Origin of the sequence: Streptomyces sp. Edi2 (genome assembly GCF_040253635.1) — a bacterium.
Taxonomy (GTDB): domain Bacteria; phylum Actinomycetota; class Actinomycetes; order Streptomycetales; family Streptomycetaceae; genus Streptomyces.
Genome location: NZ_JBEJGX010000003.1, coordinates 1,311,276 through 1,334,457, shown reverse-complemented (window position 1 = coordinate 1,334,457; position 23,182 = coordinate 1,311,276). Strand labels below are relative to the sequence as shown.

The window sequence follows — 23,182 nt, the reverse complement described above, 5'->3', positions numbered from 1 at the left end:
GCGGCTGTAGGGGGCACTCCATGGGCCCGTGACCTGCGCCGCCACGGGAGAGGGTGTTGACCTCGGCGAACCGACCCAGTTAACTTCGCTATACGGATTGTTGATTCCGTTGAGCGGAAAACGCTCGATCGGCGGGCGTACGCACCGGGAGGGTATCGAATGGGGCAGCAGGAGAGCGTGGCGACGAGCCTCGCGGACACCGTACGCGAGGGAATCGGGGCCGCCCTCGCCCAGGTGGACGCGGATCTGGCGCGGCGCTACCCGGGCGACCCCGGCACCCGCCAGCCGGTCCACACGGTCTACGTCCCCGGCGATGTCGTCACCGCCGGCACCCTGCGCTCCTGGGGTGACCAGGCGCTCGCCGCCCTCGACGAGCACGCCCCGGACGCCGGTGCGCTCGCCGCCGTCCTCGGCCTCCCCGACGCGCTCGCGGTGGAGGTCCACGACCGGGTCCGCGCCAAGCTGACCCGTGAGCCCGTCGAGGACCTGCGCATCGACTTCGAGGACGGCTACGGCCCCCGCCCCGACGCCGAGGAGGACGAGGCCGCGGCCCGTGCCGCCGCCCTGGTGGCCGCCGCCTACCGGGAAGGCACCGCCGCCCCTTGCATGGGCATCCGGATGAAGTGCATGGAAGCCGCCGTCCGCGACCGCGGTATCCGCACCCTCGACATCTTCCTCACCGGCCTCATGGGGGCCGGCGGCCTGCCCGACGGCCTGGTGCTGACCCTCCCGAAGGTCACCTACGCCGAGCAGGTCACCGCCATGGTCCGGCTGCTGGAGGCCTTCGAGAAGGCGCACGGCCTGGAGGCCGGCCGGATCGGCTTCGAGATCCAGATCGAGACCACCCAGTCGATCCTGGGCGCCGACGGCCGCGCCACCGTCGCCCGCATGATCGAGGCCGCCGAGGGCCGCGCCACCTCCCTGCACTACGGCACCTTCGACTACAGCGCCTCCTGCGGCGTCAGCGCCGCCCACCAGTCCCTCGACCACCCGGTGGCCGACCACGCCAAGGCCGTGATGCAGGTCGCCGCCGCGGGCACCGGCGTCCGTCTCTCCGACGGGTCCACCAATGTCCTGCCGGTCGGCCCGACGGAGCAGGTGCACGCCGCCTGGCGCCTGCACCACGGCCTGGTGCGCCGCTCGCTGGCGCGCGCCTACTACCAGGGCTGGGACATGCACCCCGCCCATCTGCCCACCCGTTACGCGGCGGTCTACGCCTTCTACCGCGAGGGCCTGGAGCAGGCCGCGGCCCGGCTCGCGGCCTATGTCGCCAAGGCCGGCGGCGATGTCATGGACGAGCCCGCCACCGCCAAGGCGCTCAGCGGCTATCTGCTGCGCGGTCTGGACTGCGGCGCCGTGGACACCGCCGAGGTCGCCCGGCTGACCGGAATGACCCGCGCCGACCTGGACGCGCTCGCAGGGCGCCCGGCTGCCACGGTCTGAGGGCATGGCCCGTTGTCGCGCACAACGGGCCACAGTCCATCGGGTGGTGCAACGAGGCACGTGGTGGGGAAGGTTGGCCGGTTGGCTGCCGTGCCCGCTTGCGCCCCCGTACGTCTACGAGGCTCCCGTACGCCCACGAGGCCCCCGTGCGCCTCATGAGGCCCCGTACACCCCACCAGGCCCCCGCCCGACCGGCGGGGGCCTCGTCGTACGTCAGCCCGTAGCCGGCGCCAGGTCGTCGAGATGGGCGCGCAGGACCGTGGCGCAGGTCTGCGCGTCCAGTACGTCGGGCCGTAGTACGGCGGTGAAAGCGAGGCCGTCCAGGAGGGACGTCAGCCGCTCGGTCTCGGTGTCGAGGGTGAGATCCGCGCGCAGCCCGCCCGCCGTGTCGAGGCGGGTGAGGATGCGGCGGACGAGGGTCCGGGTGCCGGTGGCGGTCTCCCGGGCGAGGTCGTCGATCCCGGGGTGGGTCCGGGCGGCGGTGGAGAAGTCGACGAGGACGGTGACCTCGGCGCGCCGGCTGTCGTTCAGGGGCAGCAGCTCGGAGAGCAGTTCCATCGCGCAGCGGCGGATCTCGGGCCCCGAAAGTCCGTCCAGATCGCCCAACTCGTCGATACGGCGCTGGAGTCTGTCGCCGACCCGGTCGACCATCGACCGCATCGCAAAGCGCATCAGCTCTTCCTGGCCGGCGAAGTAGTGCCGGACCGAACCGATGTTGAGCCCGGCCTCGTCCGCGACGGTGCGCAGCGAGGCGCGCTGGAGGCCGTCGCGTACGACGACGCGGAAGAGGGCGTCGACGACCTCGCGGCGCCGGGCTTCTCGGTCCACCTGTTTGGGCATGCCCTCTTTGTATCACGGCTGTGATAAATTGTTTTCTATCACACCTGTGATACAAAGAATGGAGGGATGGCCGTGGAGCGGGTTCTGAACGTTCTTCTCATCCGATTCGGCCTGATGGCGGGCGGCCTGGTGGTGCTGGCCCTGCTGGTCTTCGCCGTGGCGCTCGTCCTCAAGCGCCGGGGGAAACTCGGTGCGGCGCGGCGGTATGCGGCACCCGCCGCCCAGGCCGTGAGCCGCTATCTGGACGACCGGGGCGCCGCGCGGAGCCGTGGCGGGGCGTCGCCTCGGGGTGGCGGATCGGTGGCCGGCGCGGTGGTGCGGGCGGCGGCCCGTCACCTGGACGACGACGGGCGCGGGCGGCGGCAGCACGAACGGGAGCCGGGGCGGGGCGAGGCCCGATGACCTGCGTGGGCCCGCCGGTTGGCGACGGCCCGGTGTACGCCGCCCTCGCCCGGGGCGGCGCCGGCGGCGAGGGTGACGACGGCTCCGACATCCTCGCCCACCTGGTGGCCGATGCCGCGATCAAGGGTGTCATCGTGATCGTCGCGCTGATCGTGCTCGCGCTGGGGATGGTGCTCATCTGGAAGAAGGCGGGCCGGGTGAGGGAGCCGGACCGCGACGACCGGTGATCACCCGCTGGACCCTCTCGGCCCGCCCCCGTTTCCGCCAGGGCCCGGTCCCCGGCCCCCGGTCGCCGGGGAGTTCAGCTCTCCGCGGGCGGGATCTCGCCCGAGCCGCGGGCGATCAGGCTGGTGGGGATCTCCCTGCGCTGCGGCGGGTCCTCGGTGCCCTCCAGACGCCGGAAGAGCAGACCGGCGGCCGTCCGGCCCATGCACGCCGGATCCTGGGCGACGACGGTGATCGCGGGCCGGACGAGATCGGCCAGTTCGAAGTCGTCGAAGCCCACCAGCGCGACCGGGCGCGGGTGTTCGCCGAGGACGCGTACGGCGGTGACGGTGACCCGGTTGTTGCCCGCGAAGAGGGCGGTGACCGGCTCGGGGGCGGCCAGCATCGCGGTGGCGGCGGCGCGTACCCGCTCGGGCGCCGTGGAGCCCAGCGCCACCCAGGAGTCGTCAACGGGCAGGCCCGCCGCGGCCATTGCCGTGCGGTAGCCGCGCAGCCGTTCGCGCGCGGTGTGGATCCGCGGCTGGTCACCGATGAAGCCGATCCGGCGGTGGCCGTGTGCGATGAGGTGGGCCACCGCGTCCTGGGCGCCGCCGAAGTTGTCGGAGACCACGACGTCCGCATCGATCCGGCCGGGCGGGCGGTCCACGAAGACGGTCGCTATCCCGGCCGCGATCTCGGGTTCCAGATAGCGGTGGTCGTCGGCGGCCGGGATGATGACCAGCCCGTCGACCCGCCGTGCGCACAGCGCCAGCACCAACTCCTGTTCGCGCGCCGGGTCCTCGGCGCTGGAGCCGTTGATCAGCAGCGCCCCGTGGCCGCGGGCGACTTCCTCGACGGTGCGGTTGAGCGGGCCGTAGAACGGGTCCGCGAGATCTTCCAGCACCAGACCGATGCTGGCGGTACGCCCTTTGCGCAGGATCCGGGCCGAGTCGTTACGGCGGAACCCCAGGGCGGTGATCGATTCCTGGACGCGTCGCTCGGTGTCCGGGGTGACGCCCGGTTCGCCGTTGACCACGCGGGAGACCGTTTTGAGGCCGACCCCGGCGCGCGCCGCGACATCCTTCATCGTGGGCCGGGTGCCATAGCGGCGGGACGTGCCCCGCGCGGTGTCGGTCACGGTGTGCGGTCCTGATTCTGTCGGCGTCAGGTGTGGCGTCGAGCATAGCCTCTAGACAACGTTGTCAAACGAGGGAAGACTGGCGTTCTCACGCCGGGCCGGTACGCTCGGTCCCCGGGCCCACCAGGAGAATCCACACCGATGCAGACCGACCTCAGCGCAGCGTTGGACATTGGCGGCACCAAGATCGCCGGCGCTCTGGTGGATGCCCGCGGCAGACTCGTCGAGCGGGCCGCCCGGCCCACCCCCGCCGACAAGGACGGGGCCACGGTGATGCGTGCGGTGGCCGATGTGGTCGCCGAGCTGGCCGCGGGGCCCGACTGGGCGCGGGTGACGGCCGTCGGCATCGGCAGCGCGGGCCCGGTCGACGCCTCGTCCGGCACCGTCAGCCCGGTCAACATCCCCGGCTGGCGCGACTTCCCGCTGGTCGCCGGGGTGCGGGCGCTGGTCGGAGAGCGCCCTGTCGTGCTGGTCGGCGACGGTGTCGCGATGACCGCGGCCGAACACTGGCAGGGTGCCGCGCGCGGTCACGCCAATGCGCTGTGCATGGTGGTCTCCACCGGCGTCGGCGGCGGACTCGTCCTCAACGGCCGCCTCCACCCGGGCCCCACGGGCAACGCCGGGCACATCGGTCACATCAGCGTCGAGGTCGACGGTGACCCCTGCCCGTGCGGGTCCCGCGGCTGCGTCGAGCGGATCGCCAGCGGCCCCAACATCGCCCGCCGGGCGCTGGCCAACGGCTGGCAGCCCGGCCCCGACGGAGACACCAGCGCGGCAGCCGTCGCCGCGGCGGCGCACGCCGGTGACCCGGTCGCCCTGCGCTCCTTCGAACGAGCCGCCCGGGCGCTGGCCGCCGGGATCGCCGCCACCGCCACGCTCGTGGAGATAGACATCGCGGTCATCGGCGGGGGAGTCGCGGGCGCGGGTGACGTCCTCTTCGCCCCCTTGCGGGCGGCCCTGCGGGACTATGCGACGTTGTCGTTCGTGTCGGGCCTGACGGTCGTACCGGCCCAAATGGGCACGGACGCCGGGGTGGTGGGCGCCGCCGCTGCCGCCGGGCAACGGTCCCGTCCCGATGCCTTCGCCGCCACGCGCTGACCCGCGGCACGGGCACCGGCCTCGTGCGCCTGCGACCGGCCGGATCGGCCCTGCGGCATGGGAATGGCGGAATGGCGGCATGGGAATGGCCTTCCGCGCCGTTGACGAGGTGTCGGGCGTGGACGAGGTGCTGGGCGTTAACGAGTTGCCCGGCGTCGACGAGTTCCCGGGTGCGGGACCGGGCGGGCCGAGGGCCCGCCCGGCGGCATCATCCCCGTACCCGCCCGTGTGAGCGGAAGGCGACGCTCAGCACTTCAGCACGGGAACGTGGCGTCAGCACTGGAACTTGGCGTCCGCCCAGTCGGCGTGGTCGTAGTCGATACCGTCCCCGCCGTCGGTCACGACGAGCCGGACGGTCTGCGCTCCGGTGACCTGGGCGCTGACGGCCTTGGCGGCATCCGCTCCGGTCACCGCGGGGCTCGCGGCGACCTGTTTGCCGTCGGCCCACACCTCGAAGCCCGCCGACCCCCGGTCACCGGACTCGTCGTCGATGCCGACCTGGGCGCTGAACGCCGAGCAGCGCCCGCCGGTGTAGAAGCTCACCTCGCTGGGCGCATGCACCCCGAGGCCCTTCGCGAAGCCGGTGCCGCCGATGCTGATCGGCCGGCCGTCCCCGGCGTCGCGCTCCCCGACGCTGGTGTTCTTCTCGACCGGCCCCCAGCCGTTGGCGGCGGTGAGCCAGGGGAGTTCGGCGGCGTACGCGGTCCCGGACGGCGGTGGCACCACGACATGGGCGGTGCCGGGCAGTGTGGTGGTGAGCCGTTCGCCGCGGGGTGAGCGGTAGTCGGCGATGAGCGGCAGATCGTAGCCCCCGGGCGCGGTGCCGGCCGGTGCGGTGATCTTCCAGCCGGTGGTGAGCGTCCGGCCGCCGGGCAGGGCCCGGGCCGTCGCCGGGGAGGTGGCCCGCACCCGCCACCCCTGCGGGGCCTTCAGCGTGACGGCGACCCTCTGGGCGGGGGTGCCGCCCAGGTTGCGGACGGTGGAGCGGAGAGCGGCGGGGGTGCCGGCCTCGACCAGCGGCGTACGGTCGGTGCCGGTCTCGACGGCCGGCGGGTAGGTGGCCCAGCGCTTGTCCGGGGAGATGCGGTAGACAGTGGTGCCGTGCGCCGGGACGGTCGCCGAGACGGTGCCCGTGGTGTGGGTGTCCTGGTGCCGCCACAGATCGCGCAGCCGGTAGCCGTCGGCCTGCGGGAGGCCCAGCTCCTTGGCCGTGGTGGTGATCCGCTGCGGCCCGCCGGTCTCGTTGAACAGCGCCACCGCGCGGGCGCCGTCGGCCAGTTGCCGTACCAGCGTCCAGCGGCCGGACTCTGACTTCGCCACCGTGGCCTGCTTGCCCAGCCGGTCCTGGTCGACGGCGATGAGGTCCTTGTTGGCCAGGATCTCGAACGTCTGCGGGCCTGCCTTGCGCAGGTCGGAGCCGATCAGCAGCGGGGCGGCCATCATCGACCACAGGGAGAAGTGGGTCCGGTACTCGGTGTCGGTCATGCCGCCGTTGCCGACCTCCAGCATGTCCGGGTCGTTCCAGTGGCCCGGTCCGGCGTGCGGGGCGAGCGGCAGATTCTGCTTGGCGATCCCGAGCATGCTGGACCACGAGTCGCTGATGTCGCCGGTGGTGCGCCACAGATGCCCTACGTCCGACGCCCACTCCCAGGGCTTGTTCTCGCCCCATTCGCAGATGCTGTAGACGATGGGCCGCCCGGTGGCCTCGATCGCGTCCCGCATCGTGCGGTACCGCTGCTTGGCGTCCACACCGAGGTTATTGCAGTTGTCGTACTTGAGGTAGTCCACACCCCAGTCGGCGAACTGCTGGGCGTCGGACTTCTCATGGCCCAGGCCGCCGGGGAATCCGGCCGGGTTGCAGGTTTTGATACCGGCACTCGTGTAGATGCCGAATTTCAGGCCTTTGGAGTGGACGTAATCGGCCACCGCCTTGATGCCGTGGGGGAATCGCTGCGGATCCGGCACGAGCTTGCCGTTCCCGTCGCGGGTGGGCAGCGCCCAGCAGTCGTCGAGATTGACGTACTGATAGCCGGCGTCCTTGAGGCCCTTGGCGACGAAGAGATCGGCGATGCCCTTGACCATCTCCTCGTTGAACTCGGCCCGGCAGTTGGTGGAGTTCCAGTTGTTGAAACCCATCGGGGGCGTCTTGGCGAGCCCGCCGGGGAGCCGGGGTGCGGGGGCGTTGCGGGAAGGGCCGGCTCCCGGGGCGTCAGGCGTACGGGCCGCGGCGGGCAGGGCGGTCGCCCCTGCCGTACACAGCAGCGCGGCGGACAGCGCTCCGACGATTCTTCGGTGACCTCGCCGGTGGGTGGTGCGGATCTGAACGCGCATGGTTCGCGTCCTCCGTCTTCGCGAGAGGCGTGGTGGGGTCGTGTACCGGTCGCGTGCGAGTGTTTACGGTAGGGCGTGTTGGAGTCTGTTGGAAGAGGGGCGGTAACGGTTCCGGTATCGCCTGCCAAAACCCTTGACTGGCCCTGCAGTTCGGAGTGAGATCCCACCACTCGCGTTCGGTTCTGTTTGGTTCCACCCCTGAGGAGGGGGACATGGTCCAGTCAACGAGCAGCGGCTCGGATACGTACGGGGAGGCGGCGGGACGTCGGAGGTCCCGCCGGACGCTGCTGAGGAGCGCGGCGCTCGGCGCGGGGGCCGTGGCCCTCCCGTCCCTGCTCGCCGCCTGCGGCAGCGGCCCGAACGGCGTCACGATGGGCTCGAATGCCTCGGACGCCGTACCGAAGAAAGCCTTTGCCGAGGCCTTCAAGGCCTATGAGAAGAAGTCGAAGAAGACGGTGCGGGTGAACACCGTCAACCACGAGAACTTCCAGGAGAACATCAACCGTTATCTCCAGGGCAGTCCGGACGATGTCTTCATGTGGTTCGCCGGCAACCGTATGCAGTACTTCGCGCAGAAGGGCCTGCTCTCCGATATCAGCGACCTGTGGCAGGGATTCGACGGGTTCTCCGATGCGCTGAAGAAGCAGTCGACGGGGCGCGACGGCAAGCAGTACCTGGTGCCGTACTACTACTATCCGTGGGCCGTCTTCCACCGCAAGAGCGTGTTCCGGGAGAAGGGGTACGAGATCCCCAAGACCTTCGACCAGTACCGGGCGCTGGCCCGGCAGATGCAGAAGGACGGGCTGGTGCCGTTCGCCTTCGGCGACAAGGACGGCTGGCCGGCGATGGGTACGTTCGACTACCTCAATATGCGCGCCAACGGCTATGACTTCCACATCGCGCTGATGAGCGGCCAGAAGGCCTGGAACAGTCCCCAGGTCAAGCAGGTATTCGACCTCTGGCGCGGACTGATGCCGTATCACCAGAAGGGCGCCAACGGCCGCACGTGGCAGGAGGCGGCGCAGACCCTCGCACAGAAGAAGGCCGGCATGACCGTGCTCGGACTGCCGCACCCCGGCCAGCAGTTCAGCGCGGCCGACCGCGCGGACCTGGACTTCTTCCCCTTCCCGGAAATCGACCCGGCCCACGGGCAGGACGCGGTCGAGGCCCCGGTCGACGGATTTCTGATGTCGAAGAAGGCCAAGGACAAGGACGGGGCGAGGGACCTGCTGAAATTCCTCGCCACGCCCACGGCGGAGGACATCTATCTTGCGTCCGACCCCAACAACGTCGCGGTCAACAGCGGCGCGGACACCGCCGCCTACACCCCGCTGCAGAAGAAGGCTGTCCAGCTGGTGTCAAGTGCCCAGCAGATATCGCAGTTCATGGACCGCGACACCCGGCCCGATTTCGCCTCGACCGTCATGATCCAGGCGATCCAGCAGTTTCTCGGCGCACCGGATGACATCGACGGCCTGGTCAATGACATCGAACGCCAGAAGAAGCAGATCTTTTCGGCCACGTGAGCGGCCGCCACAGGACCGCTGTGAAAGACGGGGAGTGAACCGCCGTGCCGAACACCCGCGCACGGCGCGCCAAAAGACCGGGACCGCGGCATCACACCCGCCGTGACCTCGCCGTCCTCGGCGTGCTGCTGGGCATACCCATCCTGCTCGACCTCGCCCTGATCTGGGGCCCGACACTGGCCTCGGTCGGACTGTCTTTCACCACCTGGGACGGCATCGGCGCCATCCACTGGGCCGGACTCACCAATTACGACAACCTCTTCACCACCTACCCGCAGTTCTGGCCGGCGGTCCGCCACAACCTGCTGTGGCTGGCCGCCCTCGGGCTGCTCGCGGCCCCCTTCGGCCTGCTGCTCGCCGTACTCATCGACCGCGGTGTCCGCTTCAGCCGCTTCTACCAGTCGACGCTCTATATGCCGGTGGTGCTCTCACTCGCCGTCGTCGGCTTTATCGCCCAGCTGATCCTCTCCCGGGACCAGGGCGCACTGAACGCCGTCATCGGCGGCCGGAATCCCACCGACTGGCTGGGAAATCCCGGACTCAATATCTGGATGGTGCTGCTGGCCGCCTGCTGGCGGCACACCGGCTATGTCATGATCCTCTATCTCGCCGGACTGAAATCCGTCGACCCCGGCCTCAAAGAGGCCGCCGCACTCGACGGTGCGAGCGAACGGCAGGCCTTCTTCCGGATCGTGCTGCCCACCCTGCGCCCGGTGAACGTCATCGTCGGCGTCATCACCGTCATCGAATCGCTGCGCGCCTTCGACATCGTCTACGCCATCAACAAGGGCCGTAACGGCCTGGAACTGCTGTCAGTGCTGGTCACCGACAACATCATCGGGGAGGCCGGCCGGATCGGATTCGGCTCGGCCATCGCCGTCGTCCTGCTGCTGGTCTCGCTGGGATTCATCGTGACCTATCTCGTCCAGGAACTCCGAGGGGAGGAGCGGCGATGACCGCACCTGCCGCCACCGCACCGCCCGCCCCGCGGCCCGCCCACGCGCCCCGGGCCCCCGCCCGCCGCCGCGGCCGGTTCGGCGTCCACCTCTTCCTTTCCACGGTCTCACTCGCCTTCCTCGCCCCGCTGCTACTGGCCGTCTACGCCTCGCTGCGCCCTTACGAAGAGACCGCGGCATACGGCTACTTCTCCCTCCCGCGTCATCTCTCCTTCGACTACTACCACCAGGCCTTCACCGACTCCGGGATGGGCAGATACTTTCTCAACTCGCTCCTCATCGCGGTCCCCGGTGTCCTGCTCACCCTTTTCCTGGCCTCGTTCGTGGCCTTTGCCGTGTCCCGGCTGCGCATTCGCGGCGGCCTCGTCCTGCTGATGCTCTTCACCGCCGGAAACCTGCTGCCCCAGCAGGTGATCGTCACCCCGCTCTACGTCCTTTTCAACAAGATTCCACTGCCGTACTGGATGTCCGCATCCCTGACGATGTACGACTCCCTCTGGGCCGTCATCGCCGTGCAGATCGCCTTCCAACTCGGCTTCTGTGTCTTCGTCCTGGCGAATTTCATGCGCACGCTGCCGCGGGAAATCCTGGAGGCCGCGATCGTCGACGGCGCCGGTGTCTGGGCGCAGTACCGCCGGGTCACCCTGCCCCTGTGCCGGCCCGCACTTGCCGCCCTGGGCACCCTGCAATTCACCTGGATGTACAACGACTTCCTGTGGGGTCTGGTCTTCCTCTCCGACGGCGACAAACTCCCTGTCACCTCGGCCCTCAACAATCTGCGCGGCCAATTTTTCACGGACTACAACCTTCTCGCCGCGGGTTCCGTCCTCGTTGCGCTGCCCACGATTGTGGTCTTCCTGCTCCTCCAGCGGCATTTCATCGCCGGACTCACCCTCGGCGCGAGCAAGGGGTAACCGACCGCCGCGCGGTGGGCCGCCGTCATATGCGGGGTCTGCGGCCCGGCGGCGGCCCGGGAACTCGGTATGCGGGTGAGGGTTTCGGTACAGGAGGGGCGGGGGAGCGCTTGTTTGCCGGGGGCTCGCGGCGGCGGATGCAGTGACCGGCCTCCACCGCGCGAGGCATTTCGCGACCGGCGCGTCCACGGGGGCGGAAACCTCCCTGGCCACGCCGATGGTCGAATGCGCAACGTTCCCGGTCGTGCGCGCGGCCCGTGCCCCGAGCCTTTCCGTGGCAGGGTGTGGCGGGCAACTCACCTGGGTCTAGGGAAGAGGGGAAACCGTGATCGTCTGGCTGAACGGCACGTTCGGTGCGGGCAAGACCACTACGGCTCATGAATTGCTCGACCTGCTTCCCGGAAGCACGCTCTACGACCCCGAACTCCTCGGCAGCGGACTGCGCTTGATGCTGCCGGCCAAGCGGTTCGAGGAGATCGACGACTACCAGGACCTCCCGGCCTGGCGGCGGATGGTCGTCGACACCGCCGCGGCACTGCTCACCGAGGTCCCGGGCCCGCTGGTGACACCGATGACGCTGCTGCGCCAGGAGTACCGCGACGAGATCTTCGGCGCCCTCGCCGCCCGCCGGATACCCGTACGGCACGTCCTGCTGCACGCCGACGAAACGATCCTGCGGGCCCGGACAGCGGAGCGGCAGGACACCTCGGACGACGCCGGAACCGCCGCGTCGGCCCGCCGGCGGAGCCTGGAACACCTGGGCCCGTACGCCGACGCACTGCCCTGGCTCCAGGGCGACGCCCATGTCGTCGACACCACCCGGCTCACCCCCCGGCAGACCGCCGAGCAGGTCGCCGAGGCCGTCCGCACCGGCGCCGGCGCCTGCGACATCGTGCAGACCCCCGAACCGACCGCCGAAACGCTCGCCGCCGGCGTACTGCTCTTCGACGACCAGGACAGGGTGCTGCTCGTCGACCCGACCTACAAGGCCGGCTGGGAATTCCCCGGCGGCGTCGTGGAACGCGGCGAGGCACCCGCCCGTGCCGGCGTACGGGAGGTCGCCGAGGAACTGGGCATCGAACTGCCCCGCGCGCTCCGCCTGCTGGTACTGGACTGGGAAGCCCCCAGGCCGCCGGGTTTCGGCGGCCTGCGACTCCTCTACGACGGCGGCACCCTGACCGACGACCGGATCAGCAAACTCCTGCTGCCCGGCGCGGAATTGCGCGACTGGCGCTTTGTGACCGAGGCCGAGGCCGAGAAGATGCTGCCGCCGGTCCGGTGGAACCGACTCCACTGGGCGCTACGGGCCCGCGAACGAGGCTGTCCGCTCCACCTGGAGGCCGGGGTTCCCGTGGGGTGACGGTTCGCTGCGCTTTGCCTCTGGCCCACGTTTTTGGCTGGCCCGCCGTGGGGGTTGCTCGCCGTTTCTCGCCCGCTGCGCGGTGCGCTCGCCGTTTCGCCTGGCGGCGGGCCGGTCCGCTGCGCTTTGCCTCGCCCCCGATTTTGGCTTTCTCGCCGTTGCGCCTGCGGCGGGCGGTGCCGCTGCGCGGGGCTGTCGGGGTGCGGTGACGGGCCTGCGCGGGTGGGTGTCCGGACTGCTTCGCTTTACGTCCGGACACCCACCCGCTCCGGCCCGTCCCCTCCCGTTGGGGGGGAAGAAGGCCGGTGGGGGTGGCTGTGGCTGGTCCGGCGCGCGTCGTGGACGTAGGGAATGCCCGTAGGCACAGGAAATGGCCATGGCACAGGGAGATGGCTGTGGCAGAGGAAGATGGCCGTAGCAGGGGGGAATGGGTTGTGATCGACGCCCGCCCCCACCCACGTTCACTTACTTACCCACGGGAGGGGGCGGGCCGGAGGGGCCGGTGTGTGGGACGTAAAGCGAAGCAGTCCCACACACCGGCCCCGCAGGCCCGTCACCGCACCCACAGCCCCGCGCAGCGGACCCAGCCGCCGCCAGGCGCAACGGCGAGAAAGCCGAAAACGTGGGGCGGAGGCAAAGCGCAGCGGAACGGCGGGTCAGCCGAAAATGCGGCGAATCACTTCGCAAACCGACGGAGGAACAACGCCTCGGCAAGAGAAAGCCGCTCCAGCTCCTGCGGAGACACGCTTTCGTTGACCGCGTGGATCTGTGCCTCCGGCTCGCTCAGGCCGATCAGCAGAATCTCCGCGTCCGGGTAGAGCCCGGCCAGCGTGTTGCACAGCGGGATCGAGCCGCCCATGCCGGAGGTCTGCATCTCCTCGCCGTCGTACGCCTCGCGCAGGGCCTCCGCCATCGAGGTGTACGCCGGGCTGCTGGTGTCGGCGCGGAACGCCTGGCCCTGGCCGACCTGCTCGACCGTGACCCGCGCGCCCCAGGGGGCGGCGCTCTCCAGATGCGCGGTCAGCAGCTTCGTCGCCTCGGCCGCGTCCGTGCCCGGCGGCACCCGCAGGCTGACCAGTGCCCGCGCGCCGGCCTGTACGGACGGGGTGGCGCCGACCACCGGCGGGCAGTCGATGCCGAGCACCGTGACGGCCGGACGCGCCCAGATCCGGTCCGCGACCGAACCGCTGCCCACCAGCCCGACACCGTCGAGCACCTTGGCGTCCTTGCGGAAGTCCTCCTCCGGGTACTGCAGGCCCTCCCAGGAGGCGTCCGCGGCCAGCCCGTTCACCGTGGTCGAACCGTCCTCGGCGCGCAGCGAGTCCAGGATCCGGATCAGTGCGGCCAGGGCGTCGGGGGCCGCGCCGCCGAACTGGCCGGAGTGCAGATTGCCCTCCAGGGTGTCGACCTGGACCCGTACGAGCGTCATCCCGCGCAGTGTCGCGGTCACCGTCGGCAGCCCGACCCGGAAGTTGCCGGCGTCGCCGATCACGATGGCGTCGGCGGCCAGCAGCTCGGGGTGGGCCTCGGCGTAGCGCTCCAGGCCGCCGGTACCCTGTTCCTCCGAACCCTCCACGATCACCTTGACGTTGACCGGCACCCCGCCGTGCTCCTTGAGGGCACGCAGCGCCGTCAGATGCATGACCAGGCCGCCCTTGCAGTCCGCCGCGCCGCGCCCGTACCAGCGGCCGTCGCGCTCGGTCAGCTCGAACGGCGGGGAGACCCAGGCGGACTCGTCCAGCGGGGGCTGCACGTCGTAGTGCGCATACAGCAGCACCGTCGGCGCGCCGGCCGGGCCGGGCAGGAAGCCGTACACCGACCGGGTGCCGTCCGGGGTGTCCAGCAGCGCCACGTCCTGGAAACCGTCCGCCCGCAGCGCCCCGGCGATCCAATCGGCGGCCGCCTCGCACTCGCTCTTGGGGAACTGGGCCGGATCCGCCACCGACTTGAAGGCCACCAGCTCGGCCAGCTCGGTCCTGGCGCGGGGCTGCAGTGCGGCGACGGTACGTGCGAGCGGGCTGTCAGACATGGAACGCTCCTTGTGGGCGCGACGTTGTGCGTACGGGCGGTCCGGCCTCGTGAGCCGGACGGGCCGGACGTACGGGCATCAGTGCCCCCGATCTTCCCACAGGCCTCTGGCTCAACAGCGGCCCGTAGGATGCGGGCGGTACGCGCAGCCAGGCATCGGATGGGAGCAGAAGCACAGGTGAGCAGCGAGCACGCAGCCGAGGACAACCAGCAGGTGTGGGACGTCGTGGTGGTGGGTGCGGGGCCCGCGGGCGCCTCGGCCGCGCATGCCGCGGCCTGTACAGGACGCCGGGTGCTGCTCCTGGAGAAGGCGGAGCTCCCGCGCTACAAGACCTGTGGAGGCGGCATCATCGGCCCCTCGCGGGATGCGCTGCCGCCCGGCTTCGAGCTGCCGCTGCGCGACCGGGTGCATGCGGTGACGTTCTCGCTGAACGGCCGGCTGACCCGCACCCGCCGCTCCAGGAACATGCTGTTCGGGCTGATCAACCGCCCGGACTTCGATGCGCAGCTGGTCGATTCGGCCAAGGACGCGGGCGCGACGGTCCGTACGGGCGTCACGGTCTCGCGGGTGGAGCAGCACGGCGCCGAGGTGCCGGACCGGCGGACCGTCGCCGTGGTGCTGGGCGACGGCGAGGTGGTGCTGGCCCGCGCCGTGGTGGGTGCGGACGGCAGCGCCGGACGGATAGGAGCCCATGTCGGGGTCAAGGTCGACCAGGTCGACCTCGGCCTGGAGGCGGAGATTCCGGTACCGGCGCCGGTCGCCGAGGACTGGGCGGGCCGGGTGCTCATCGACTGGGGCCCGATCCCCGGCAGCTACGGCTGGGTCTTCCCCAAGGGCGACACGCTGACCGTCGGTGTCATCTCCGCGCGCGGCGAGGGGGCCGCGACCAAGCGCTATCTGGAGGACTTCATCGGCCGGCTGGGGCTCGCCGGTTTCGAGCCGAGCATCTCGTCCGGGCACCTGACGCGCTGCCGCGCCGAGGACTCCCCGCTGTCCCGCGGCCGGGTGCTGGTCTGCGGTGACGCGGCCGGGCTGCTGGAGCCGTGGACGCGGGAGGGCATCTCCTTCGCGCTGCGGTCGGGGCGGCTCGCCGGGGAGTGGGCGGTGCGCGTCTCCGAGGCGCATGACGCGGTGGACGCCCGTCGCCAGGCACTCAATTACGCCTTCGCCATCAAGGCGGGCCTGGGCGTGGAGATGGGGGTGGGGCGCCAGATGCTCAAGGTCTTCTCGCGCCGCCCCGGCCTGCTGCACGCCGCGGTCACCGGGTTCCGCCCGGCCTGGCAGGCCTTTGCGAAGATCACCCGGGGGACGACCACCCTGGCCGAGCTCGTCCGCACCCACTCGATGGCGCGCCGGGCGCTGGAGGCCATGAACCGGGGGTGAGTCAGGGTGCGGCAGGAGGGGTGAGACGGGCCTGGCTGCCGGTGGGTGGCGGTGCGGAGGGGCTGTCGCCCCCTGTCGCCGCCCGCGGGCCGAGACGCCGTCCGTCCCTCCGGGCCCGTACCCCCCGGTGTACTCCCCCGGGAGTACACCGGATCACCGCGCCGGGCTGACGCCGCCCGCCCCCGCCGCGGTCTAGCGTGACGGCATGGAGAACGCATGGCCGCCGTGGGCGCGGCGCGGCCTCGGACCCGGGCGCGAGCGGTGCCCTGCGCCCCCGACCGGGGAATCGGCGGCCCCGGGCGGGGAATCAGCGAGCTGGTCCGGCACACGGCTGCCATGGGTCTCGACGCTCGCCGTCACGGTCGTCGTGCTGGCCGGCTCCGGCTTCGCCGGGCATGACCAGCAGGGCCGTGTCCCGCTGGACGCCTTCGCCCGCGTGCTGCTGTTCGCCGGAACGGCCCTGCTGCTCTTCCGGCACCGCTGCCCGCGCACCGTCGCCCTGGGCGCCGCCCTCGCCACCGCGGTCTACCTCGCGGCCGGTTATCCGTACGGACCGGTCTTCCTCACCCTCGCCCTCGGGGCCTTCGCGGCGATCGTCGCCGGGCACCGCAAGGTCGCCTGGTGCGCACTGGGCGGCGTATGGGTCTGGCACCTCCTGGTCGTCCACTGGCTCTACCGCTGGCTGCCGCCCTCGCATGACGGTCCCGCCCCCTGGGGGCAGGAGTTCTTCGTTCTCGCCTGGGTGGTGGCCGTGGCGGCCCTCTCCGAGCTGGCGCGGGTGCGCCGCGAGCAGCTGGCGAAGGCGCGGGCCGAGCGGGCCGCGGCGGAACGGCGCCGGGCGGACGAGGAGCGGCTGCGGATCGCCCGTGAGCTGCACGACGTCCTCGCTCACAGCATTTCCGTGATCAACGTCCAGGCGGGCGTCGGCCTGGCGCTGCTCGACAGCGATCCGGAGCAGGCGCGGTCCGCGCTGACCACCATCAAGGGCGCGAGCAAGGAAGCGCTCGGCGAGGTCCGGCAGGTCCTCGACACCCTGCGCACCCCGGGGGACGCCCCACGCTCCCCGGCCCCCGGACTGGACCGGCTGCCCGAACTCACCGAGCAGGCCGCAGGCGCCGGCCTCGCCGTGGAGGTCAGTACGGAGGGTGCCCCCGCCACCCTGGCGCCCGGCACCGACCTCGCCGCCTTCCGCATCGTCCAGGAGGCGCTGACCAACATCGTCCGGCATTCCGGCTCGCGCACCGCCCGGGTGCTGCTCGTTCATACCCCCGGGGCGCTGGAGATCCGGGTCGACGACGACGGCCCGGCGACCGCCACCGCGGACGGGCCGGCCGGCGGCGGCAACGGTCTGGTCGGGATGCGGGAGCGGGCTGCCGCCCTGGGCGGCAGCGTGGAGGCGGGCCCGCGCCCGGACGGCGGCTTCCGGGTGCGGGCCCGTATCCCGCTGCCCGGGACGCACGGCGGGGGCCGGGCGCCGGACGCGGATACGGTGACCCCGGCCGCCACCGAGGAGGAGTCGTGATCCGGGTACTGCTCGCCGACGACCAGCTGCTGGTCCGGGCCGGGTTCAAGGTGCTGCTGGACGCCCAGCCCGGCATCGAGGTGGTCGCCGAGGCGGCGGACGGGGAGCAGGCGCTGGCGGCGGTCCGGGAACACCGCCCGGACATCGTCCTGATGGACATCCGGATGCCGGTGGTGGACGGCCTGGTCGCCACCCGTCGCATCACCGAGGACCCCCGGCTGCCGGAGGTGAAGGTCGTCATGCTGACCACCTTCGAGCTGGACGAGTACGTCTTCGAGGCGATCCGCTCCGGTGCCTCCGGCTTCCTGGTCAAGGACACCGAACCGGAGGAACTGGTGCGGGCTGTGCGCGCGGTCGTGGCCGGTGACGCGCTGCTCTCGCCCGGTGTCACCCGCCGCCTCATCGCCGAGTTCGCGGCCCGCTCCAAGGAGCCGGCCGCGTCCGACGCCCTGTCCGCACTGACCGACCGGGAGCGTGAGGTGATGGCGCTGGTCGGCATCGGTCTCTCCAATGAGGAGATCGCCCGCCGGCTGGTGGTCAGCCCGCTCACCGCCAAGACGCATGTCAGCCGCACCATGGTCAAACTGGGCGCCCGCGACCGCGCCCAACTGGTCGTGCTGGCCTATGAGTCGGGGTTGGTGCGGCCCGGCTGGCTGGGCTGAATCCAGACGACATCCCCGGGGGACGGACCGGCCCCCGGCCGGCCGGGCAGACGCCGGAGCACCCGCACCACCTGGACGCAGAACAGCACCCCGCCGAGCGCGGAGCTCACCGCGAGCCACGGCCCGCGCCACGAGGCCGGCACCGGGCCCCACAGCACCGCGCTGCCCAGCACCCCGAACCCTGAAGCGCCCACGAAGGCGCCACTGACCAGGGCAAACATGATCTCGACGGTGACCGCGTCGCGCTCGGCCTGCGTACGGCTGGGTGACATACCGACAGTCTCCCAGGGGGCACCGCCTCCGTCCCGCGCCGAACGGGAAATCGCCCTGGCCTTCTGCCGGTTGGTGCTGCTTGCCCGCCTGCCCAGGCGCGCTGCGCAGAGGCTCTCCGCTTTCCGAAAGTGATGTTGCGGGTCGCCTCGGCAGCCGGGTGGCCGGGGGAGTACAGCTCTCAGATCCCGTCTCAGATCCCGGAGCGCTCCTGCCACAGCTGGGCCAGCGTCGCGTCACCGGTGACGGTTATCGCGTCCCAGGGCAGGCGGTTCCACAGCGCGAGGTACAGCTCCTCGGCCGGGCCCTCGACCGTGCAGTCCGCCGGCTTGCCGGTGTCCGGTCCGTCGCCGTCGGCCTCCGCGGCGGTGCGCACCGTGTGCGGCGGGGCGTCGGAGAGCTGGACGGTCCAGTCGGCGCCGGGTGCGTTCGTCGCGCGCAGCCGCAGGGTCCGGGGGACGTCCGTCCGGACCTTGCTGCGGTCACCGCCGTGAAAGCCCGTCAGGAGTTCGTCGATCCCGTCGGCCGCGAAGGCGGACGGGAGGGGCGTGAGGGAGGCGCCGAGTGCCTGCTGTGCGTCCACGCGGTGCACCGAGGTCTCGTGCGCCTGCCGCCGGGCCCAGAACGCGAGGGGCGAGGGGGCGGGGAGGAAGGTCCAGGCCGCGAGGTCCTGCGGGGCGGAGTGCAGTGCCAGGACGAGGTGGTGATGGCCCTCGCGCAGCCAGGCCACGAGGTCGTCGTCGGCCAGGTCCGGAGCCTCGGGGGGACGGCCGGGCTGCGCTGTGCCCTGGGTCACGAACTCCGTCGCCCAGCGGTGGATCCGGCCGATGTGGGTGACCAGATCCCGCATCTTCCACTCGGGACAGGCCGGAATACGGGCATCCGGCCCCGCCTCCTCGGCGGCGTCGGCGAGCAGGCTTCCGTCCAGTCGCAGCGATTCGACGAACTCAGTGATCTCCATGGTCAGAAGTGTGCCAGCCGCCACTGACAACGGGCCCGCGCGGGTCCACGGGCCCGTGCGAGCCCGGGCGGAGGCTGCCCGCGTGCGGGGGAGCGGACGGGTGGCGCGCCTGCCCGCGCGGGTGCGCCGGCCGGTTCCGGGCCGCCCGGATCATGGCCGCCCGGTACGGTGCGCCCCGCGGGTGGCGTACGCGATGACCGCGGCGATCGCGGCCAGCAGCGCCACCGTCGTCAGAGCGGCCGGCAGGCCGGCCGCCTCGGCGAGGAAGCCGATGGCGGGCGGTCCGAGCAGCATGCCGCCGTAGCCGACCGTGGAGGCCACGGCGACCCCGTCCGGGCCGCCGCTCTCGCCGGCCCGGGCAATGGCGATCGGGAAGATGTTGGCGAGCCCCAGACCCGCGACGGCGAATCCGGCGCAGGCCGCCCCGGCCGAGGGGGCGAGCGCGCCGAGCAGCATGCCGGCGGTCGCGGTCGTCCCGCCCGCGATCAGCGCCCGCGCCGCACCGAAGCGCTGCACCAGCGCGGTCCCGGACAGCCGCCCCACGGTCATCGCCAGCGCGAACACGGCATATCCGGCGGCGGCCGTGCCCGGTCCGGCGCCCAGGTCCTGGGAGAGGTGCAGCGCACCCCAGTCGGCCATGGCCCCCTCGCCGTACGCGGTGCACAGCGCGATCAGCCCGAAGACCAGCACCAGGCGGCGGCCGCGGCCCGCCCGGTCGTGCCGCGGCCGGCTCTCCTGCGCCGCCGGCAGCCGCTCGGGGACGGCCGGGGCCGGGTGCGCGCGCAGCGCGTTCCCCGCAACGGTCGTCACCAGCAGTCCGATCGCGGCGAGCAGCAGCAGATGAGCGGTGGGGGAGAGGCTGCCCGCGATCAGCCCGCCGAGGCCCGCGCCGAGCATGCCGCCGAGGCTGAAGGCGGCGTGGAAGCTGGGCATCACGGGGCGCCGCAGAGCGCTGATGAGGTCGACCGCGGCGCTGTTCATCGCGACGTTGAGCGAGCCGTACGCCGCGCCGAAGACCAGCAGGACCAGTGCCAGTGCGGTTGCCGAGCGGGTGAGCGGCGGCAGCACGATGCTCAGTGCGAGGGCGGCCGCGGAGGCGGTCGTCACGGCGTGGCTGCCGAACCGACGGCACAGCCTGCCAGTGATCATCATGAAGGCGACCGCGCCCGCCGACACGCCGAGCAGCGCGAGTCCCAGGGTGCCCGCGCCGGCGCCGGTCTGTGCCTTGATCGCGGGGATCCGGACCACCCAGCCGGCGAAGAGGAAGCCGTCCATGGCAAAGAAGGCCGTGACGGCGATGCGGAGGCGGGTCAGGTGCGGATCGGCGGGAGGGGTGGCGCCCCGGTCCTTCGTCAGGGCCGCCCGTATTTTGTTTAGTGTCGGCACAAAGCCAGAATAGGGGGGTGACCCAGACTCGGACAACCAGGCTGGAGCGGGGCCGTGGCGCCCTCGGACCCGCACTGGAGCTCGTACACACCGGACGCGCACCCACCCGTGCCGTCCTGACCTCCGAACTCGGCGTGACCCGCGCGACCGCGGGGGCGGTGGCCGCCGAGCTCGAAGCGCTCGGCCTGATCACCGTCGACTCCCGGCCGACCGCCTCGGCCGGCTCCCAGGGGCGCCCCTCCCACCGGCTGTTCGTCGCCGAGAGGGGACCGGTCGTGCTCGCCGCGCAGATCCACGCGGACGGCTTCCGGGTCGCGCTGGTGGGCCTGGGCGGCCGCATCGTGGCGACCTCGACCGGCTGCGGCACCATCCCCGCTGACCCCGCGCACGTTCTCGCCGACGTGGTCGCGGCCGGCTCGGACCTGCTGCGCGAGACCGGGAGGCGCTGCCTCGGCGCCGGCCTCGCGGTGCCCTCCGCGGTCGCCGAACCGGACGGTGAGGCCCTGGCGCCGCTCCACCTCGCCTGGCCTTCCGGCGCCCCCGTACGTGCGCTCTTCCTGCGCGCGCTGGCCGACGCCGCCATTCCGGGAGTCACCGGGGCGATCGGCTTCACCGGCAACGATGTCAACCTCATGGCGCTCGCCGAACACCGGCACGGCGTCGGACGGGGCGCCCGCGATCTGCTCTGTGTGGCGTCCGGCCACCGGGGCGTCGGCGGGGCACTGGTGCTGGACGGCCGTCTGCACAGCGGCAGTTCGGGCCTGGCGCTGGAGGTCGGGCATCTGACGGTCAACCCCGAGGGGGCGCCCTGCCACTGCGGCAGCCGCGGCTGCCTGGACGTCGAGGCGGACCCGCTCGCCTTCCTCGGCGCCGCAGGACGCGAACCGGGCCCCGAGGTCTCCCTGCTCCAGCAGGCCGCCGACCTGCTGCGGGACGAGTACGCCGATCCGGGCGTCCGCTCCGCCGCCGATCTCCTCATCGACCGCCTCGGGCTCGGACTGGCCGGACTCGTCAACATCCTCAACCCCGACCGCATCGTCCTCGGCGGGCTGCACCGCGCCCTGCTGGAGGCCGATCCGGAGCGACTGCGCGCGGTGGTCGCCGACCGCAGCCTGTGGGGCCGCAGCGGCGGAGTGCCGATCCTGCCCTGCACCCTCGACCACAACAGCCTGGTCGGCGCGGCGGAGTTGGCCTGGCAGCCGGTTCTGGACGATCCGCTGGTTGTTCTCGACCGGTGACCGGGGGATGGTGCGGCGGACGGCAGCACGGCAGCACGGCAGCACGGCAGCACGGCGGACGGCAGGGGGCCGGGGCCGGGGCCGCAGGGGTCTCCGCCCACGGCCCCGGCCCCCTGCCGTCGTCCGGCCGGCGTCCTAGGCTGCGGCCATGATTCCCGAAGCGGTCGCGCGCAGTCCCTACGTCAGCCTCGTTACGTACCGAAAGAGCGGAACGCCGGTGGCCACCCCGGTGTGGGCGGTCGCCGAGGGGGAGGAACTACTGGTGTGGACGCGGGACGACAGCTGGAAGGTGAAGCGGCTGCGCAACGACGGCCGGGTGACCGTCACCCCGTGCGATGTCCGGGGCCGGATCGCCGAAGGTACGCAGACCGTCGAGGGCACCGGCCGGCTGCTGGAGGGAAAGGGCGAACTCGGCCGGGTGCGCCGGGCGATGGCGGGCAAATACGGGCTGCGCTTCCGGCTGATGGACAGCGTCGGTGCGCTGGTGCGCGGCGGAAAACGGCCGCATGTGGGGATCTCGGTCACGCTGTAGGCGGTGGGCTACGTCTCCCGGCCTTTGTGCGGGGCCCGCGGGACCCGCGCCCAGTCGGCGGCGAAGGCGCGGGCCGGGTTCGCCGTCAGGAACCGTGCCACCAGGTTCTTTCCCAGGGCGACTTCGAGACGTTCCCGGTGACGGCGCAGCAGATGGGGCATGCCGGGACCGCCGTTCACCGACCGGGCGCCGGCCGTCGTGGTGTCGCCGCCCAGCAGGATCCGGTCGCCGAAGCCCGCCTCGGCGAGCGCGGCCAGCGCCTCGGGGAGGCGCCAGTCCGTCGCGTGATGGGCCCGAGAGGGACCGTCGAACGCCAGATACGCCCCGGCCTCCGCGGCCGTCCGGTGGACGACGAGGTCCGGTGAGCGGTTGAGGTGGCCAAGGATCACCCGGTCCGGCGGTACCGCCAACTCGCCGCAGAGCAGATCGAGTACGTCCAGCGGCCCGGCACATGCCGTACGGCGTCCACTGGGGTCCCGCGGAGGTGACGGTGTTGTCGTCGGCTCTTGGGCTCGCAGCGCAGTGGACCGCGCACCAGGTACTCGGTGAATTCGGATGGGGCGAAAAGGAGTGGGTACCTCTCCGTCACCTCTGGGGCGGGGAATCGTCCTGGAAGCGGAACGCTGACAACTCTTCCTCCGGCGCCTACGGCATCCCGCAGGCGCTGCCCGGCTCGAAGATGGCGTCCGCAGGATCTGACTGGCGCACCAACGCAACGACTCAGATCAAGTGGGGAATGGGGTACATCAAAAACCGCTGCGGAAGTCCCGCGTCTCAGTGGGACACCCTCCGCGCGAATGTCAGCGGGGGCAATGCGAGCGCCAATAATTTCGACGTCACGGTGAGGATCGGTGACCGCGACATCACGGAAATTGTCGACGTACAGGTAAGCAAACGCGAGGCGGCAACGGCGTCCGCAATTGACAACGGAAGGTGGGACTGACGCATGCAAAGGGCGCCCCTGCCGACATGGGAGGGGCGCCCCAT

The 23,182-nt window shown here is 71.8% G+C and carries 21 protein-coding genes and 1 pseudogene; 14 read left to right on the top strand and 8 right to left on the bottom strand.

Annotated elements, in window-relative coordinates; all coding sequences use genetic code 11:
- Window positions 1-159: 159 nt before the first annotated feature.
- The gene (locus ABR737_RS09285; RefSeq protein ID WP_350249709.1) at window positions 160-1,443 is read left to right on the top strand and encodes a DUF6986 family protein; all 1,284 of its coding nucleotides are present in this window, start codon (window positions 160-162) and stop codon (window positions 1,441-1,443) included.
- A gap of 213 nt (window positions 1,444-1,656) precedes the next feature.
- On the opposite strand, the gene ABR737_RS09280 is transcribed toward ABR737_RS09285, so the two are convergent.
- On the bottom strand, window positions 1,657-2,283 hold the full coding sequence (locus ABR737_RS09280) for a TetR/AcrR family transcriptional regulator (RefSeq protein ID WP_350249708.1): 627 nt from the start codon (window positions 2,281-2,283) through the stop codon (window positions 1,657-1,659).
- Between the two features lie 72 nt (window positions 2,284-2,355).
- On the opposite strand from ABR737_RS09280, the gene ABR737_RS09275 reads away from it, so the two are divergent.
- On the top strand, window positions 2,356-2,685 hold the full coding sequence (locus tag ABR737_RS09275; protein ID WP_350249707.1) for a hypothetical protein: 330 nt from the start codon (window positions 2,356-2,358) through the stop codon (window positions 2,683-2,685).
- 5 nt (window positions 2,686-2,690) lie between these two features.
- Window positions 2,691-2,912 (top strand): hypothetical protein, encoded by a 222-nt coding sequence (locus tag ABR737_RS09270; RefSeq protein ID WP_350249706.1) that lies wholly within the window; start codon window positions 2,691-2,693, stop codon window positions 2,910-2,912.
- Between the two features lie 74 nt (window positions 2,913-2,986).
- On the opposite strand, the gene ABR737_RS09265 is transcribed toward ABR737_RS09270, so the two are convergent.
- Complete coding sequence (locus tag ABR737_RS09265) at window positions 2,987-4,027, bottom strand: LacI family DNA-binding transcriptional regulator (protein ID WP_350249705.1); 1,041 nt, start codon at window positions 4,025-4,027, stop codon at window positions 2,987-2,989.
- Between the two features lie 141 nt (window positions 4,028-4,168).
- On the opposite strand from ABR737_RS09265, the gene ABR737_RS09260 reads away from it, so the two are divergent.
- Entirely contained in the window at window positions 4,169-5,125 is a 957-nt protein-coding gene (locus ABR737_RS09260; RefSeq protein ID WP_350249704.1) for an ROK family protein, read from the top strand.
- A 273-nt stretch (window positions 5,126-5,398) separates the two neighbouring features.
- Here the strand turns inward: ABR737_RS09260 and ABR737_RS09255 are convergent, their stop codons facing one another.
- A complete protein-coding gene (locus ABR737_RS09255) occupies window positions 5,399-7,456 on the bottom strand; it encodes an NPCBM/NEW2 domain-containing protein (RefSeq protein WP_350249703.1) in 2,058 nt (685 codons plus the stop codon).
- A 212-nt stretch (window positions 7,457-7,668) separates the two neighbouring features.
- Between ABR737_RS09255 and ABR737_RS09250 the strand changes: the two genes are divergently transcribed.
- The 4 genes from ABR737_RS09250 (at window position 7,669) to ABR737_RS09235 (ending at window position 12,212) form a co-directional block, all read left to right on the top strand.
- Entirely contained in the window at window positions 7,669-8,982 is a 1,314-nt protein-coding gene (locus ABR737_RS09250) for an ABC transporter substrate-binding protein (RefSeq protein WP_350249702.1), read from the top strand.
- Window positions 8,983-9,026: 44 nt separating this feature from the next.
- A complete protein-coding gene (locus ABR737_RS09245) occupies window positions 9,027-9,938 on the top strand; it encodes a carbohydrate ABC transporter permease (protein WP_350249701.1) in 912 nt (303 codons plus the stop codon).
- Window positions 9,935-10,852 (top strand): carbohydrate ABC transporter permease, encoded by a 918-nt coding sequence (locus ABR737_RS09240; protein ID WP_350249700.1) that lies wholly within the window; start codon window positions 9,935-9,937, stop codon window positions 10,850-10,852. The genes ABR737_RS09245 and ABR737_RS09240 overlap by 4 nt, the downstream gene beginning before the upstream one ends.
- A gap of 325 nt (window positions 10,853-11,177) precedes the next feature.
- Window positions 11,178-12,212, top strand: a complete 1,035-nt coding sequence (locus tag ABR737_RS09235; RefSeq protein ID WP_350249699.1) for an NUDIX hydrolase — start codon at window positions 11,178-11,180, stop codon at window positions 12,210-12,212.
- Between the two features lie 676 nt (window positions 12,213-12,888).
- Here ABR737_RS09235 and ABR737_RS09230 read toward each other — a convergent pair.
- On the bottom strand, window positions 12,889-14,241 hold the full coding sequence (locus ABR737_RS09230) for a dipeptidase (protein ID WP_350249698.1): 1,353 nt from the start codon (window positions 14,239-14,241) through the stop codon (window positions 12,889-12,891).
- Window positions 14,242-14,418: 177 nt separating this feature from the next.
- On the opposite strand from ABR737_RS09230, the gene ABR737_RS09225 reads away from it, so the two are divergent.
- From ABR737_RS09225 to ABR737_RS09215, 3 genes are all read left to right on the top strand, one after another.
- Window positions 14,419-15,624, top strand: a complete 1,206-nt coding sequence (locus ABR737_RS09225) for a geranylgeranyl reductase family protein (protein WP_350249697.1) — start codon at window positions 14,419-14,421, stop codon at window positions 15,622-15,624.
- A 205-nt stretch (window positions 15,625-15,829) separates the two neighbouring features.
- A complete protein-coding gene (locus ABR737_RS09220) occupies window positions 15,830-17,146 on the top strand; it encodes a sensor histidine kinase (protein ID WP_350249696.1) in 1,317 nt (438 codons plus the stop codon).
- Window positions 17,143-17,808 (top strand): response regulator transcription factor, encoded by a 666-nt coding sequence (locus tag ABR737_RS09215; RefSeq protein WP_350249695.1) that lies wholly within the window; start codon window positions 17,143-17,145, stop codon window positions 17,806-17,808. Before ABR737_RS09220 ends, ABR737_RS09215 begins: the two co-directional genes overlap by 4 nt.
- Here ABR737_RS09215 and ABR737_RS09210 read toward each other — a convergent pair.
- The 3 genes from ABR737_RS09210 to ABR737_RS09200 form a co-directional block, all read right to left on the bottom strand.
- Window positions 17,769-18,080 (bottom strand): DUF6332 family protein, encoded by a 312-nt coding sequence (locus ABR737_RS09210; RefSeq protein ID WP_350249694.1) that lies wholly within the window; start codon window positions 18,078-18,080, stop codon window positions 17,769-17,771. The two genes, ABR737_RS09215 and ABR737_RS09210, sit on opposite strands and share 40 nt — an antisense overlap.
- 191 nt (window positions 18,081-18,271) lie before the next feature.
- Complete coding sequence (locus ABR737_RS09205) at window positions 18,272-19,039, bottom strand: maleylpyruvate isomerase family mycothiol-dependent enzyme (protein WP_350249693.1); 768 nt, start codon at window positions 19,037-19,039, stop codon at window positions 18,272-18,274.
- Window positions 19,040-19,189: 150 nt separating this feature from the next.
- Window positions 19,190-20,425 (bottom strand): MFS transporter, encoded by a 1,236-nt coding sequence (locus ABR737_RS09200; RefSeq protein ID WP_350249692.1) that lies wholly within the window; start codon window positions 20,423-20,425, stop codon window positions 19,190-19,192.
- 17 nt (window positions 20,426-20,442) lie between these two features.
- Between ABR737_RS09200 and ABR737_RS09195 the strand changes: the two genes are divergently transcribed.
- Together ABR737_RS09195 and ABR737_RS09190 are read left to right on the top strand one after the other, a co-directional pair.
- Window positions 20,443-21,663 (top strand): ROK family protein, encoded by a 1,221-nt coding sequence (locus ABR737_RS09195; RefSeq protein ID WP_350249691.1) that lies wholly within the window; start codon window positions 20,443-20,445, stop codon window positions 21,661-21,663.
- A gap of 148 nt (window positions 21,664-21,811) precedes the next feature.
- The gene (locus tag ABR737_RS09190) at window positions 21,812-22,195 is read left to right on the top strand and encodes a PPOX class F420-dependent oxidoreductase (protein WP_350249690.1); all 384 of its coding nucleotides are present in this window, start codon (window positions 21,812-21,814) and stop codon (window positions 22,193-22,195) included.
- A gap of 8 nt (window positions 22,196-22,203) precedes the next feature.
- Here the strand turns inward: ABR737_RS09190 and ABR737_RS09185 are convergent.
- Window positions 22,204-22,641 (bottom strand): annotated as a pseudogene (locus tag ABR737_RS09185) (phosphotriesterase family protein); the annotation flags it as partial.
- 38 nt (window positions 22,642-22,679) lie between these two features.
- On the opposite strand from ABR737_RS09185, the gene ABR737_RS09180 reads away from it, so the two are divergent.
- Complete coding sequence (locus ABR737_RS09180) at window positions 22,680-23,138, top strand: aggregation-promoting factor C-terminal-like domain-containing protein (RefSeq protein ID WP_350257155.1); 459 nt, start codon at window positions 22,680-22,682, stop codon at window positions 23,136-23,138.
- The last annotated feature ends 44 nt before the right edge of the window (window positions 23,139-23,182 follow it).

Bases quoted from the DNA above. Each gene is read 5' to 3' on its own strand.
- ABR737_RS09285 (WP_350249709.1), top strand. From the start codon at position 160: ATGGGGCAGCAGGAGAGCGTGGCGACGAGCCTCGCGGACACCGTACGC.
- ABR737_RS09280 (WP_350249708.1), bottom strand. From the start codon at position 2,283: ATGCCCAAACAGGTGGACCGAGAAGCCCGGCGCCGCGAGGTCGTCGAC.
- ABR737_RS09260 (WP_350249704.1), top strand. From the start codon at position 4,169: ATGCAGACCGACCTCAGCGCAGCGTTGGACATTGGCGGCACCAAGATC.
- ABR737_RS09255 (WP_350249703.1), bottom strand. From the start codon at position 7,456: ATGCGCGTTCAGATCCGCACCACCCACCGGCGAGGTCACCGAAGAATC.
- ABR737_RS09250 (WP_350249702.1), top strand. From the start codon at position 7,669: ATGGTCCAGTCAACGAGCAGCGGCTCGGATACGTACGGGGAGGCGGCG.
- ABR737_RS09240 (WP_350249700.1), top strand. From the start codon at position 9,935: ATGACCGCACCTGCCGCCACCGCACCGCCCGCCCCGCGGCCCGCCCAC.
- ABR737_RS09230 (WP_350249698.1), bottom strand. From the start codon at position 14,241: ATGTCTGACAGCCCGCTCGCACGTACCGTCGCCGCACTGCAGCCCCGC.
- ABR737_RS09220 (WP_350249696.1), top strand. From the start codon at position 15,830: ATGGAGAACGCATGGCCGCCGTGGGCGCGGCGCGGCCTCGGACCCGGG.
- ABR737_RS09210 (WP_350249694.1), bottom strand. From the start codon at position 18,080: ATGTCACCCAGCCGTACGCAGGCCGAGCGCGACGCGGTCACCGTCGAG.
- ABR737_RS09205 (WP_350249693.1), bottom strand. From the start codon at position 19,039: ATGGAGATCACTGAGTTCGTCGAATCGCTGCGACTGGACGGAAGCCTG.
- ABR737_RS09190 (WP_350249690.1), top strand. From the start codon at position 21,812: ATGATTCCCGAAGCGGTCGCGCGCAGTCCCTACGTCAGCCTCGTTACG.